Origin of the sequence: Streptomyces aurantiacus, from assembly GCF_027107535.1 — a bacterium.
Classification (GTDB): Bacteria; Actinomycetota; Actinomycetes; order Streptomycetales; family Streptomycetaceae; genus Streptomyces.
Genome location: NZ_CP114283.1, coordinates 7,948,380 through 7,961,753 on the forward strand (window position 1 = coordinate 7,948,380; position 13,374 = coordinate 7,961,753).

13 protein-coding genes are annotated in these 13,374 nt (G+C 70.7%); 6 read left to right on the plus strand and 7 right to left on the minus strand.

Features of this window, described 5'->3' with window-relative positions:
* Position 1 precedes the first annotated feature (1 nt).
* Positions 2 to 1,327, minus strand: a complete 1,326-nt coding sequence (locus tag O1Q96_RS36995) for an MFS transporter (RefSeq protein ID WP_269252274.1) — start codon at positions 1,325 to 1,327, stop codon at positions 2 to 4.
* Positions 1,328 to 1,403: 76 nt separating this feature from the next.
* Between O1Q96_RS36995 and O1Q96_RS37000 the strand changes: the two genes are divergently transcribed.
* Entirely contained in the window at positions 1,404 to 2,387 is a 984-nt protein-coding gene (locus O1Q96_RS37000) for an ArsR/SmtB family transcription factor (protein WP_269252275.1), read from the plus strand.
* 113 nt (positions 2,388 to 2,500) lie between these two features.
* A complete protein-coding gene (locus tag O1Q96_RS37005) occupies positions 2,501 to 3,517 on the plus strand; it encodes a glycoside hydrolase family 6 protein (RefSeq protein WP_269252276.1) in 1,017 nt (338 codons plus the stop codon).
* Positions 3,518 to 3,548: 31 nt separating this feature from the next.
* Here the strand turns inward: O1Q96_RS37005 and glxA are convergent, their stop codons facing one another.
* The 4 genes from glxA to O1Q96_RS37025 form a co-directional block, all read right to left on the minus strand.
* Positions 3,549 to 5,504, minus strand: a complete 1,956-nt coding sequence (gene glxA, locus O1Q96_RS37010; protein ID WP_269252277.1) for a radical copper oxidase GlxA — start codon at positions 5,502 to 5,504, stop codon at positions 3,549 to 3,551.
* Between the two features lie 3 nt (positions 5,505 to 5,507).
* A complete protein-coding gene (locus tag O1Q96_RS37015; RefSeq protein ID WP_269252278.1) occupies positions 5,508 to 7,304 on the minus strand; it encodes a glycosyltransferase family 2 protein in 1,797 nt (598 codons plus the stop codon).
* Positions 7,305 to 7,613: 309 nt separating this feature from the next.
* A complete protein-coding gene (locus tag O1Q96_RS37020; protein WP_217456791.1) occupies positions 7,614 to 7,907 on the minus strand; it encodes an MTH1187 family thiamine-binding protein in 294 nt (97 codons plus the stop codon).
* Complete coding sequence (locus O1Q96_RS37025; protein ID WP_269252279.1) at positions 7,904 to 8,248, minus strand: DUF3817 domain-containing protein; 345 nt, start codon at positions 8,246 to 8,248, stop codon at positions 7,904 to 7,906. The genes O1Q96_RS37020 and O1Q96_RS37025 overlap by 4 nt, the downstream gene beginning before the upstream one ends.
* Positions 8,249 to 8,480: 232 nt before the next feature.
* On the opposite strand from O1Q96_RS37025, the gene O1Q96_RS37030 reads away from it, so the two are divergent.
* The 4 genes from O1Q96_RS37030 (at position 8,481) to O1Q96_RS37045 (ending at position 11,125) form a co-directional block, all read left to right on the plus strand.
* Positions 8,481 to 9,113 carry an AIM24 family protein gene (locus O1Q96_RS37030; protein ID WP_269253879.1) on the plus strand — a complete coding sequence of 211 codons (633 nt, stop codon included), beginning with the start codon at positions 8,481 to 8,483 and terminating at the stop codon, positions 9,111 to 9,113.
* 1 nt (position 9,114) lies between these two features.
* Positions 9,115 to 9,765, plus strand: a complete 651-nt coding sequence (locus O1Q96_RS37035) for an AIM24 family protein (protein WP_217456793.1) — start codon at positions 9,115 to 9,117, stop codon at positions 9,763 to 9,765.
* Positions 9,762 to 10,556 (plus strand): AIM24 family protein, encoded by a 795-nt coding sequence (locus tag O1Q96_RS37040; protein WP_269252280.1) that lies wholly within the window; start codon positions 9,762 to 9,764, stop codon positions 10,554 to 10,556. Before O1Q96_RS37035 ends, O1Q96_RS37040 begins: the two co-directional genes overlap by 4 nt.
* Before the next feature lie 92 nt (positions 10,557 to 10,648).
* Complete coding sequence (locus O1Q96_RS37045; RefSeq protein ID WP_269252281.1) at positions 10,649 to 11,125, plus strand: MarR family winged helix-turn-helix transcriptional regulator; 477 nt, start codon at positions 10,649 to 10,651, stop codon at positions 11,123 to 11,125.
* A gap of 21 nt (positions 11,126 to 11,146) precedes the next feature.
* On the opposite strand, the gene O1Q96_RS37050 is transcribed toward O1Q96_RS37045, so the two are convergent.
* Together O1Q96_RS37050 and O1Q96_RS37055 are read right to left on the minus strand one after the other, a co-directional pair.
* A complete protein-coding gene (locus O1Q96_RS37050; RefSeq protein ID WP_269252282.1) occupies positions 11,147 to 12,571 on the minus strand; it encodes a sensor histidine kinase in 1,425 nt (474 codons plus the stop codon).
* Positions 12,568 to 13,236 carry a response regulator transcription factor gene (locus O1Q96_RS37055; RefSeq protein ID WP_269252283.1) on the minus strand — a complete coding sequence of 223 codons (669 nt, stop codon included), beginning with the start codon at positions 13,234 to 13,236 and terminating at the stop codon, positions 12,568 to 12,570. Before O1Q96_RS37055 ends, O1Q96_RS37050 begins: the two co-directional genes overlap by 4 nt.
* Positions 13,237 to 13,374: the final 138 nt, after the last annotated feature.

Consider the following 13,374-nt stretch of genomic DNA (forward strand, 5'->3'; position numbering starts at 1 on the left):
CCTACCGGCCGGTCATATCGTGGTCAGCCCCGTCTCGCGTTTCGGAACCCGCCCCCTTTCCGACCCCCTTTCCCACCCCTTTCACGGCCCCTCCGGTGCGTCGCACCTCCACCGCCAGGAGCAGGCAGCACACCGTCCCGAGCACGCCAATCCCGCCCACGACCGTGCTGACCGCCCAGAACTCCGCGGCCGCCCCGGCCAGCGCCATGCCCACACCCTGGATGGTCATCAGGCCAGCCGTGTGGACGGTCATCGCGCGCCCCCGCAGCTCCTCGGGCACCGCGTCCACGAACCAGCGGTCGAGCCCCAGGGTGTACGCGCCGGCCGACCCGGCGAGCACCAGCGCCGGCAGGATCCAGCCGAGGCCGGGGTGGAGCGGGTAGACGAGGAGCGGCAGCAGACCGCATCCCGCGAGGGGCAGCACGATCCGGGAGCGGGCCGCCGGCGACAGGGCGGCGCCCGCGTACAGCTCCCCCGCGATCGTCCCGACCAGCATCGCGCACATCAGCAGCCCCACCCAGGCCGTACCGGCCCCGATCTCGTCCGCGTACGCGGCGGCGAGGGCCTCCGGCGCGACGACGAACATCGGCGGCACCCACAGGAGGAGCAGCAGCGCCCGGATCCGGCGGTCGCCGAGGACCTGCCGGGTGCCGGTGAGCGAGTACCGCATCAGCGGTCCGCCCCCGGCCCGGGCGGGCCTGCGCCGGGTGCCCAGCCTCAGGAGCAGCGCGGAGGCGAGGAAGGTGCCCAGGGTGATGCCGAGCGCCCCGCGCGGCGGCATGAAGGTCAGCAGGATCCCGCCCGCGCCGAAGCCCACCAGGACGGCACTCTGCGACACGATCCGCAGCAGGGAGCGGCCGAGCACGAACAGGTCGCCGTCCCCGAGGATCTCGGTGAGCGTGGCCATCCGCGTGCCGCTGAAGACCGGCGACACGGCCGCGATGACGCACCGCAGCCCGAGCAGCGCGGCGACGGGGGTGGCCGGCAGGGCCATCAGCGCCGCGCATCCGGCGCACACGAGGTCGCACGCGACGAGCACCCGCCGGGCCGGGAAGCGGTCGGCCACTCCGGACAGCAGCGTCCCGCCCACGAGGTACGGCAGGAAGCCCAGCGCGAAGGCCAGTGCGCTGAGCAGCGGTGATCCCGTCAGTTCGTACACGAGCACGGTGAGCGCGATCTCGCTGACCACGACCCCCAGCAGGGACAGCGCGTGCGCGGCGAAGACGGCGCGGAACTCCCTGACGGCGAAGACGGCGCGGTACCCGCCGCCGCGCGCGTCGGCGGACCGCTCAGGCGCCGTCGTCACGGCCTGTGTCTCTTCTGGCATGCGTCGCAGCGTCACGCGTACGCGGCGGGCGCCATAGAGTTTCGGCTGGAGACGAATCTTCCGCCGGGAGGCGTGCATGCCGTTCCACCTCCACTTCGGTGAGGACGACCTCCTCAACTGCCGCTTCGCGCTGTCCCCCCTGTGGGAGACCCACGAGGCGGTGCGCACCCTGCGGCGCCCGGAGCGGCAGGGCTACCACTCCGCGTGGCTGCGCCGCATCCGCGCCACGGCGGCCACGCTGGACCTGGAGCCCCTGTGGCTGCTCATGCCACAGCGCGGGAACAGTCCGGACTGCTTGATGCCGCCTCCGATCGGGCCCGCGGCCACGTTCGAGGAGGAGATCGCCGCCGTACGGGGCACCGCTCCCGAGCTCGCCCGCGCCGAGATGGCGCTCTCGCTGGCGGACACCCCGGGTGCCACGGAGTCCCCGCTCGGCCGGGCGATGCTCGCCGAACCGGCCTGTGCGGTACGGGAGTTGGCGGGCACGATGGAGAAGGCCTGGCACACCCTCGTCGAACCCGTCTGGCCGAGGCTCCGCGCCCTCCTGGAGGCCGACATCGCCTTCCACTCGCGCCGCCTCGCCACCGTGGGTCTCGCCGGACTGCTGCCCGAACTGGACCGGCGGGTCGCCTGGGACGCGGGCCGGCTCACGGTCGACTCGCGGGGCGAGCACGTACGCGAACTCGGCGGCCGCGGGCTGGTGCTGATGCCCAGCGTGTTCTCCTGGCCGGACGTGGTGAGCGGCTTCGACCCGCCCTGGCAGCCGACCCTGGTCTATCCCGCGCGTGGCATCGGCGGCCTGTGGGCCGAGCCGTCCGGCCGTACACCCGAGGCCCTAGTACGGCTCCTCGGCCGCGGCCGGGCCGCCGTGCTGGCCGCGCTCGACGAACCGGCGGCCACCACGGCCCTCGCGCACCGGCTCGGCCTCGCGCCCTCGTCCGTCTCCGCGCACCTGTCGACGCTGCGCGACGCGGGCCTGCTCGTGGCGCACCGGTACGGACACCAGGTGCTGTACGAGCGGACACCGCTCGGCATCGCTCTGGCGTCCGGCGAAGCCTGACGGTCCGGCAGGGGGACGGCCGGCGCACGGTGTTGCACCCATGACCGATAGGTCCGCTATGTCACGATGGCCGGAAACCGTCACTGACCGTCACCTTCGCCCAAGGGGGCAGGATGTTCCGGCCGACCCGTACCCGTACCCTCGTGGCGCTCGCCGCGCTCGGACTCGCGACGGGCTGCTCGTCCCCGCCCGAGGTCGACACGACCTCCGCCGTCCGTGAGACCCGCGCCCAGGCGAGCCCCGCCGCCGGTTCCCCGTTCTGGATCGACCCGGCGAGCCCGGCCGCCCGGCAGGTCAGGGCGTGGGAACGGCAGGGGCGCGGGAACGACGCCCGGCTCCTCAGACGCATCGCGGACCGGCCCGTCGCGCTGTGGCCGCCCGCCGACCGCCCCGAGCCGAGGATCAGGGAGGCGACCGCGGCGGCGGCCAGGGAGGGACGTACGGCCGTGTTCGTCGCGTACGACATCCCGCACCGCGACTGCGGTCAGCACTCGGCGGGCGGGGCGTACGACGCCGACGCCTACCGGGACTGGATCGACCGGTTCGCGGGGGCCCTCGGCGACAGCGACGCGCTGGTCGTGCTGGAGCCCGACGCGGTCGCCCACATCGTCGACGGCTGCACCCCCGGCGAGTACCACGCCGAGCGCGAGCAGCTGCTCTCCGAGGCGATCGTGCGACTGAAGCAGCAGCCGGGCACGAGGGTGTACCTGGACGCGGGCAACCCGGCCTGGATCCAGGACTCGGAGAAGCTCGTCGAGCCCCTCGGCCGGGCCGGTGTCGCGAACGCCGACGGCTTCGCCCTCAACGTCTCCAACTTCCAGACGGACGAGACCACCCGGCAGTACGGGCGCCGCCTCTCGGAGGCCCTCGGCGGCAAGCACTTCGTCGTGGACACCAGCCGCAACGGCAACGGCCCGCTGGGCGGCGACCCCTCCCAGGCCTGGTGCAACCCGCCGGGCCGGGCGCTCGGCACCCCGCCCACCACGGACACCGGCGACCCGCTCATCGACGCGTACCTGTGGATCAAGCGGCCCGGGGAGTCCGACGGGCAGTGCCGCGGGGGCCCCGCGGCGGGGAAGTGGTGGGCGGACTACGCCCTGGGCCTGGCCCGCAACTCCACGGCGCGGTAGCCGGCGTCACCGCCCGCCACCGCTCCGCACGTCACCTGACCTGGATCCACTTCGCCTCGGACGGCGTTCCGTCGCCGTCCGTCACGAACAGCATGTACCAGCCGGGCGGCACCAGGGTCCGGTCCTTCGGCACGTCCACCGTCACCGAGTCCTTGGTCCTGGTGAGCTCCAGCGCGATGGACCGCTGTTCGACGTCCGTGGTGTGCGTGACCGCGCTGGGCCGCATCAGACGCGCGCTCACGACCCGCTCCGGGTGGCGGGTGGCGAAGGTGGCGCGGCCCTCCCCGTCCACCTCCTGCGGGCCGTCCCCGAGCACGGGGCGGCTCTTGCCGTTCTTGTGCAGGGCGGGCGGTGTGTAGATCTCCATGCGCTGCTCGAAGTGGCCGAGCTTGGTGTTCTGCTGGTCGTCGAAGAGCGGGTCGGAGCCGAAGGTGGCGACCCGGCCGTCGGGCAGCAGGAGCGCCTCGGAGTGGTAGTTGCGGCCGACCTTCGGCGAGGCGGCCGTGCGGAAGGAGTTGGACTTCGGGTCGTAGAACTGCGCCTTGTGGATGTTGCTGGAGCTGCGCCCGCGGTAGTCCTCGGCGCCGTTCGACGTGAACACCGAGTCGTCCGGCATGATCACGCTGTTCAGGTAGCGGGTGCCCTGCGGCAGGTCGGGGCCGTCCTCGAAGACGGGGTTGTCCTTCTTGAGGTCGACGACGGCCGTGCGCGACGTCGACTTCTTGGACTCGCCGACGCCTCCGCCGCCGAGGATCATCACCTTCTGGTCCTGGGCGGGGGGCAGCAGCAGCGAGGCCGACGTCTCCGTCTCGTCCTGGTCCCGCAGACCGGGCACCTTCTCGAACGTGTTGGTCTTCAGGTCCCACAGACCCGGTTCGCGGCCGAGCTCGGCGGGACCGTAACCGGCGTTCGAGGCCGGGTAGAAGAGCTTGCCGCCCTTGGTGAGGAAGAGGGCCGGATAGGTGGGGAAGTAGCGCTTGGGGCCCGGGGTCCACTTCTTGGTCCTCGGGTCGTAGATCTCGTTGTCGCCGGGGTCGATCACACCGACGTCGTCGAGCCCGGAGACCGCGAGCACCCGCCCGTCCTCCAGCCCGACGAGCGTCGGATACCAGCGGGCCTTGTCCATGGGTTCGACGGGGACGTACTTCTCCGCCGTCGGGTCGAACTCGTAGGCGGCCCTGATCCCCTGGAAGTCCTGCTTCTCCATGGTGATCTTCTCGGAGATGCCGTACGTGTTGTCCGCGTCCTTGCCCTTGAGGCCGAGGATCTCGTACTGGGCCTGCTTGTCCGTGACCGCGGCCGGGCCGTCCTCGGTGGCCTCGACGAAGACCCGGGCCTCGCTCGCGGTGACCTTCGTCTTCCAGGGCTGCATGACACCGGCCCTGTTGTAGGTGATCTCCTGGGTGCGCTTGGCCTTGGGGACGGTGACGTCGAACCGGCTGACGTACTCGACGCCGGAGGGCGAGCGGAAGCGGGTGCCCTTCTTGAGGGCGATCGGCCTGTCCGGGTTCTCGTTCTTCACGCGCATGCCGCCGCCGGCCCGGTCGACCTCGCCGTCGAGGAGTTCGTAGCGGGCCGTGCCGCCGGCCACGAGCATGCGGCCGCTGGGCAGTTGGGCGTGTCCGGCACAGAAGAAGTCGTCCGGGGTGGGGATCTTCTTGAAGGTGTCGGTCGTCGGGTCCCACAGGACGGTGTCGAAGGAGCCCTTGTCGAACTTCTTCTGCTCGTTGCCGGAGCCCGCGACGATCAGCACCTTGCCGGTGTGCAGGAGTGCCGCGTGGATGGCGTTGGTGCGGAACTCCTCAGGGATGTCCAGTTGCTTCCAGGAGCCGAACTTCGCCTGGTAGCCGGGCTGGGCGATCTTGTATTCGTAGTACTGCTTTGAGGCGAAGCCGATGGCGGCGGGGGCGTTGAGTCCGGCGAGCAGCGCGATGCCGCCGACGCCGAGCAGCCGCTTCTGGGTCTTTTTCGAGGGCCGGTAGGCCATGGCCTAGTTACCTCCTGTCGTACTGCTGGAGACCGTCCCGCCGGCGACCGCGCCGGCGCTGCCCGCGAGCGCCGGGGCCGGCTCGCCCTCGGGGATCCGGACGGCGGGCGCGACGCGCCGGCCGGCCCTGCGTTCCCTGGCCCGCGTGGCGGACCACACGGCCACCGGGGCGAGGGAGATGCCGAGCGCGAGGACCGCCCAGGTGCGCATGGCCGCGTGGGTGTGCCCGAGCACGAACGACGCGGTCAGTGAGGCTGTCAGGACCGCCGCCCAGAAGAGGTGGATGCGGAAGGTCAGCACACGGTCGGGGCTGGTGTCGCCGCCCTTCGGGGTGACGACGAAGCGGCTGGGGCGGCGGATCAGGGCCGCGCCCAGGGACTTGAGGTAGATCGGCGCGGAGAGGGCCGACATCGCCATGCCGGCGAGGCCGCCGGAGCCCTCCGGTTCGTGCGGGGAGACGTTGTGCCGCCGGTTCCACAGGTAGAGGCCGATCTGCAGGGCGGCGGCGTCGCTGTAGAGCATCAGCCACATGGAGGCGGCGACCTGGGTGCCGGACGCGCCGAAGCACAGGAACAGCACGCAGCTCAGGATGCCCAGCAGCCAGTTGACGGCCGTCATCGGGTAGTAGACGAGCATCAGCGTGTACGAGAAGAGCCTGCCGGGCGGCATGGTGAAGGGCGCCTTCCAGTACTGCTTGAACAGCGTCTCGTAGGTGCCGCGCGACCAGCGCATCTGCTGGGTGAAGAAGTCGGTCCAGGAGGCGGGCCCCTCACCGACGGCGAGTACGTCGGGGGTGTAGACGGACTGCCAGTGGTGACCGGTCCTCGGGTTCTTGTGCCGGTGCAGTTCGAAACCGGTGGCCATGTCCTCGGTGATGGAGTCGTACAGGCCACCGATCTGGCGCACGGCCGCGATCCGTACGACGTTGTTGGTGCCGACGAACATGGGCGCGCGATAGCGGTTGCCGGCCCGCTGGATCAGGGCGTGGAAGAGGAACTGCTGGGACTCGGCCGCCTTGGTGACGGGAGCGGTGTAGTTGCCGTACACCTGCGGGCCGACGACGAAGGCGACGTCCGGGTCGCGGAAGTAGCCCATCATCCGTTCCAGGTACTCCGGCAGCGGGACGTGGTCCGTGTCGACGGAGGCGAAGTACTCGTACTCGCCGCCGTGCATGGCGATCCACGCGTTGTAGTTGCCGTGTTTGGTACGGGCCTTGTGGACGCCCTTGGCCCTGTTCCACTCCGGGACGCCGTGGCGGGTGAAGTGGCGTACGCCGAGCTCTTCGCACAGCGCCCTGGCCTGCGGGTCGTCCCCTTCGTCGAGGAGCCACACGTCCAGGCGGCCCGTGTGGGTCACGCGGACGGCGCCCTCGAGGGTGGCGCGGACCATGGAGAGCGGTTCCTTGCCGGGGACGTACGTGGTCAGGAAGGCGACCCGGGTGCCGGTCTCGGGGGTGACGGGGACCGGGTCCCGGGCGACCATCGTCGCGTGGGCGATGGACGCCACGTTGACGACCATGAACAGCTCGATCAGGCCGATCGCCACGAGCATCGTGATGTCGAGGCCGACCAGCCAGCGGGCGCCGCCCTCGCGTGCCACCCAGTGCGTGGGCCACACCAGGTAGACGAGGAGCAGTCCCGTGAGCACCGGGGCGAGCGTCATGAGCAGGACGGCTCGTATTCGGTGGGGCTCGCGCGACAGGAGCTTGGTGTACTGCACCCGGTAGGCCGTGCCGGACGGCTCCGTGAGCGGTCCGGCAAGTCGGCTGTGGGTGTCGTAGTCGTAGCCCTCCGGCCGCACAGTGCCCTCCAGTGATCGAACGAGCCGATACCCACACAAAAGTGGCTTTCGGTCGGCGTGTCGAACGGAGAGGGTCCAGGCGGGTGGGGGTCGGCGGTCGGGTGCGCTCAGGCACGCCCGCGGCAGGGACGGGGCGCCGCTTCTCCCACACTCCGTCAGACGCGCCTCTACAGGGGCGCGGGGAACTGCGCACCCGGCCCCCACCGGCCCGCAGCATGCACACGGCCGCGGGGGCCGGGGGCCCGGCCTTGGGCCCCCGGCCCCCGGGAGGGGTGGGACCGGAGATGGGAGAGCTGTCGGCTCCGCCGGTCAGGCGGACAGGTGGCGCTCCACCGTCTCCACCTTGGACGTGAGTCCGTCGGTCACGCCGGGGCGGATGTCGGCCTTCAGGACGAGGGAGACCCGGGGGGCCCGCGCCTCCACCGCGGCCACGGCCCGCCCGACGACGTCCATGACCTCGTCCCACTCGCCCTCGATGGACGTGAACATGGCGTCGGTACGGTTCGGCAGCCCGGACTCCCGCACGACACGCACGGCGTCGGCCACGTACTCCCCCACGTCCTCACCGACACCGAGGGGCGTCACGGAGAAGGCGACGATCATGCGTTGACGATCCCCTCGTTGCGGGCGCGGGACGCGATGACCGCGCTCTCGGCCTCACGCTTGAGCTTGCGCTCGGCGAAGAAACCGCCGGCCGGCAGCACGGAGAGGACGAAGTAGAGGGCCGCGGTCTTCAGGTCCCACTTGGCGCGGTTCCAGGCGTCGGCCCAGAAGATCACGTACAGGACGAAGAGGACACCGTGGACCATGCCCATCACCGGTACCGCGTTGAAGTCCGTCGTGCGCTTCAGCACCGAGCAGACGAGCAGCAGCAGGAACGAGACGGCCTCCGGGGCGGAGACCAGGCGGAGTCGGCGGAGGGCGGAGGCGGTCTTGATGTCCACGAGTCACCTTCGTGAGGAGAGGGCCACAGAGCCGGGCCGGTGGGGGCGGAAGAGAGATTTTGCCGTGCGGGCACGGGTTTGTGAACGTGCGCACAAGCATTTCCATTGAAGCATCCGGTTCCCGGCCGCCCGGGCACGGGGTCCCGGGGCGTCCTCGGGGTCCTCTCGGGGTCGGATCATCCCGGAGGATCTGTCGGTGGCCCCGGCCGACGGCTACCGTCGGACCGTGGCGATGTTCCGACTCCAAGGCAGCAAGGTGCTGGCCGTCGACATGACCGGCGACGCCGTGAAGGCGAAGAACGGCTCCATGGTGGCGTACGACGGTCAGATGGCCTTCAAGAAGCTCAGCGGCGGCGGCGAGGGCGTCCGCGGCATGGTGACGCGCCGGATCACCGGCGAGCAGATGACCCTCATGGAGGTGAGGGGGCAGGGGACCTGCTGGTTCGCCGACCGGGCGAGCGAGATCAACCTCGTGGACCTCCGGGGCGACAAGCTCTTCGTCGAGTCGAGCAATCTGCTCGCGACCGACTCGGGGTTGCGCACGGGCACGTCCTTCACCGGCCTCAGGGGCGCCTCGCAGGGCAACGGGCTCTTCACGACGACGATCGAGGGCCACGGCCAGGCGGCGATCACGTCGGACGGGCCGGCGGTGGTGCTGCGGGTCAGCTCGCAGTACCCGCTCACGGTCGACCCGGGCGCGTACATCGCCCATCAGGGCAGCCTGCGACAGTCCTTCCAGTCCGGCGTGACGTTCCGCACGTTCCTGGGCGAGGGCGGCGGCGAGGCCTTCCAGATCCGCTTCGAGGGCGACGGTGTCGTCTACGTCCAGCCCAGTGAGCGCAACTCGATCGCGGGAGATGTGTGACATGCCCTTCCGTGAGATCAACTCGAAGATGATCGAGGCCACGGTGACGCCGGGGCAGCGGCTGTTCAGCCAGCGCGGCGCGATGCTCGCCTACCGGGGCGAGGTGTCCTTCACCCCGAACATGCAGGGCGGCCGGGGCGGGGTGATGTCGATGATCGGGCGCCGGGTGGCCGACGAGGCGACACCGCTGATGTCCGTCGAAGGCTCCGGCACGGTCCTGTTCGGACACGGCGGCCACCACATCCAGGTGATCAACCTCACCGGCGAGACCTTGTACGTGGAGGCGGACCGGCTGCTCGCCTTCGACGGGACGCTGGACCAGGGCACGATGTTCATGGGCTCGCAGGGCGGGGTCATGGGCATGGTGCGCGGCCAGGTGACGGGTCAGGGGCTGTTCACCACGACCCTCAAGGGCCACGGCGCGGTGGCCGTCATGGCGCACGGTGGTGTCATCGAGGTGCCGATCGGCCCGCAGCGCCCGGTCCATGTCGACCCGCAGGCGTACGTGGCCCACCACGGCGACGTACGCAACAAGCTGTCCAGCGCGCTGGGCCTGCGCGACCTGGTGGGCCGCGGTTCGGGCGAGGCCTTCCAGCTGGAGCTGAGCGGCAGTGGCGCGGTCTACGTGCAGGCGTCGGAGGAGAAGCTGTGACCACCCACCCGGGCGCGGGCCCCGTGATCCACGACCCGTCGACCCTGCCGGTCGACGACAACGTGAACGCGTACACCTTCTGTGTGGAGCTCAAGGGGAGCGAGTGGTTCCTGCAGAAGGGCAAGATGATCGCCTACTACGGCTCGATGGAGTTCAACGGCATCGGGCACGGTCGTCTCGACCGGCTGGTGCGGACGAGTTTCCATTCGCCGTTGCACGCGAGCGACTGGGTCGTGGCGTCCGGCTCGGGCAAGATGCTCCTCGCCGACCGGGCCTTCGACGTGAACTCGTTCGACCTGGAGGAGGGGAACCTGACCATTCGCTCGGGCAATCTCCTCGCTTTTCAGCCAAGTCTCGCCCTCAAGCAGTCGATCGTGCCGGGCTTTCTGACACTGATCGGGACGGGCAAGTTCGTCGCCGCCTCGAACGGCCCGGTGGTGTTCATGGAACCCCCGATCCGGGTCGACCCGCAGGCCCTGGTCGGCTGGGCGGACTGCCCCTCGCCGTGCCATCACTACGACCACGGGTACATGACAGGCTTGATGGGCGGCCTACGTGCGCTTACGGGCCTGGGCGGAGCCTCCGGCGAGGAGCACCAGTTCGAGTTCGTGGGCGCCGGCACGGTACTCCTGCAGTCCAGCGAGGTACTGATGGCCGAGCAGGCGGCGGGCATGGTCCCGAACGAACCGGGAGTACCCGGCGGCGGGGTACCCGGCCGCCAGGGACAGCAGGCCGGCACACCGCGCCTTCCCGGACAGCTGGGGGACCTCCAGCGTCGCTTCGGGCTGTGAGCGGTAGTCTGCGGAGTGTGACGTCGAACGTGTGCGCGTCGTCACGCCACCCTCACTAGTTCGCCTTTCAACATTTTAGGTAGACTTCATTCATGGAGACCGAGACGGCCACCCGCTGGCTGACCGATGCGGAGCAGTGCGCCTGGCGCACCCACCTGGAGGTCAACAGGCTGTTGACGTATCAGCTCGAAAGGGACCTCCAGCCGTACGGCCTGACGATGAACGACTACGAGATCCTGGTGAACCTCTCCGAGTCGGAGGGCGTTCGGATGCGGATGAGCGACCTCGCGTCCGCCACCCTCCAGTCCAAGAGCCGCCTCTCGCACCAGATCACCCGCATGGAGAACGCGGACCTGGTCCGGCGCGAGAACTGCGAGTCCGACCGCCGTGGGCTGTACGCGGTGCTCACGGACCACGGTATGGAGACCATGCAGAAGGTCGCGCCCCACCATGTGGGGTCCGTGCGGCGGCACTTCATCGACCTCCTGTCGCCCGAGGCGCTGGAGGATCTCCACAAGTCCCTGACCCCGATCGCGGAGCAACTGCGGGGGCAGCGGGGACGTCCGTGACCTACGGGGTCCGGGCGTGATCTAGACGGCAGGCAGGCGGAGCTCGAACAGGGCTCCGCCTGTCGGCGTCTCCCGGACGGTGAGTGATCCACCGTGCCGTACGGCCACGTCACGGGCGATGGCGAGGCCCAGACCGGCTCCGCCCTCGTCGCGGGTCCGCGCCTCGTCGAGCCGTACGAACCGCTCGAAGATCCGCTCGCGCTCGGCGGCGGGCACCCCCGCTCCGTCGTCGCCGACCTCGACGACCGCATGCTTCCCCGCGCGCCGCACGGTCACGGCGACCGACGACCGCGTGTGCCGCTGCGCGTTGTCCAGCAGGTTGCCCAGCACCCTCGCCAACTGCCGGCGGGAACCGGCCACTTCGACCGGCTCCGCGGTCACGGACGCGACGATCCGGTCCCCGCTCCGCTGCGCCGTCTCCTGTCCGACGAGCGCCGCCAGGTCGAAGCGCGCGTCCGCCGGCCGCTCCCCCGCGTCGAGCCGGGCGAGCAGCAGCAGGTCGGCGGCGAGCCGCTGCAGTCGCACGGTGTCCTCGACGGCGCCCTCGACGTCGAGCAACTCCGGATGCGCGGCGCCCACTTCGAGCTGGGTGCGCAGCGAGGCGATGGGGCTGCGCAGCTCGTGCGAGGCGTCGGCGACGAACGCGCGCTGGCGCTCCACCGAGGTCTCCAGGGCCGCGAGCGTCTCGTTCGTCGTCCGGGCGAGGCGGGCGATCTCGTCGTGGGTGGCGGGCTCGGGGACGCGCCGCGAGAGGTCCTCGGAAGCCGTGATGGCGGCCATCTCGGCACGGATCCCCTCCACGGGGCGCAGGGCCCGCCTGGTGACGAGGTACGTCATCCCGCCGACCGTCACCAGCAGCAGGGGCAGGCCGATCAGCATGGCCGTCAGCGCCGTGCCGACGGCGTTGTGTTCGGTGGAGAGCGGAGCGCCCGCGTAGACGGTGAGCGGGACACCGCCCTTCGTGACCACGTCGACCCCGGCGAACCGGTAGTCGTCCTTCTCCCCCTCGACGGTCGCGGTGCCCTCGCCGTACCAGGTCTCGTCGGCGATGTCGCCGGCGCCGAGGGGGTCCTCCTCGTCCGCCACCCCTTCGTCCGTGTCACCGGCGTCGTCGTTGGCGATGGAGTTCAGCCGGTCCGAGGCGCTGGCGCTCAGGCTCATGTCCTCGACGTCCTCGGCGACGGCGACGGGCTTCCCCTTCCGGTCCAGTACCTCGACGGGGTTCTCGTCGCCGTCCGGCAGGTCGAGGTCGTTGTACGCGAACCCGTTCGACAGCGCCGAGGCGGCGTTGCGGGCCACCGAGTCGGCCTCGGTGTCCGCCTGGTCGATGAGGCTGGACCGCAGCGCGAGCAGCACGGCGGCGCCCGCGGCGACCAGGGCCACGGCGACGACGAGGGTCGCGGCGAGGGTGGCCCGGGCCCGTACCGACCTCATGCGGCGCCTCATGTCCGTGCCTCCAGTCTGTATCCGGCCCCGCGTACGGTCTTGATGAGCGCGGGGCCCAGCTTGCGGCGCAGCGTGCTGATGTAGACCTCGACGATGTTCGGGTCTCCGTCGTACGCGAAGTCCCAGACGTGCTCCAGGATGTCGGCCTTCGACACGACGTCCCCGGGCCGCACGACGAGCTGCTCCAGCACGGAGAACTCCTTGGTGGTCAGGGTGATCTCGTCGTCCGCGAGGAACACGCGCCGGGCGGCGGTGTCGACCCTCAGGTTCCCGACCTCGTGCACGGGCGAGGCACCGCCCGACGGGCCGCGCCTGCGCAGCAGCGCCTTCACCCGGGCGACGAGGACGACGTACGAGAACGGCTTGGTCAGATAGTCGTCGGCGCCCGTGTCGAGACCCTCGGCCTCGTCGTACTCGCCGTCCTTGGCGGTGAGCATCAGAATCGGCACGTCGTGTCCTGCGGCGCGCAGGGCGCCGCACACCCGGTAGCCGTTCATGCCGGGGAGCATGATGTCGAGGATCACGAGGTCGTACGTCCCCTCGCTCGCCCGGTGCAGGCCCTCCAGGCCGTCGTGGGCGACGTCCACGGCATAGCCCTCGGCCGTCAGCCCCTTGGCCAGCGACACCGCGAGCCGCTTCTCATCTTCCACGATCAACAGGCGCATGCGCCCAGCTTGGCAAACCGAACCTGAAGACACCTTCAGGGGGCTTCAGGTCCGCTTCAGCGTCGGTCGTCCAGATTGGTTCCTGTCGACAGCAGAGAGGCACACAAGCCAGCTGCAACCGGCGACACCACCCGTTAC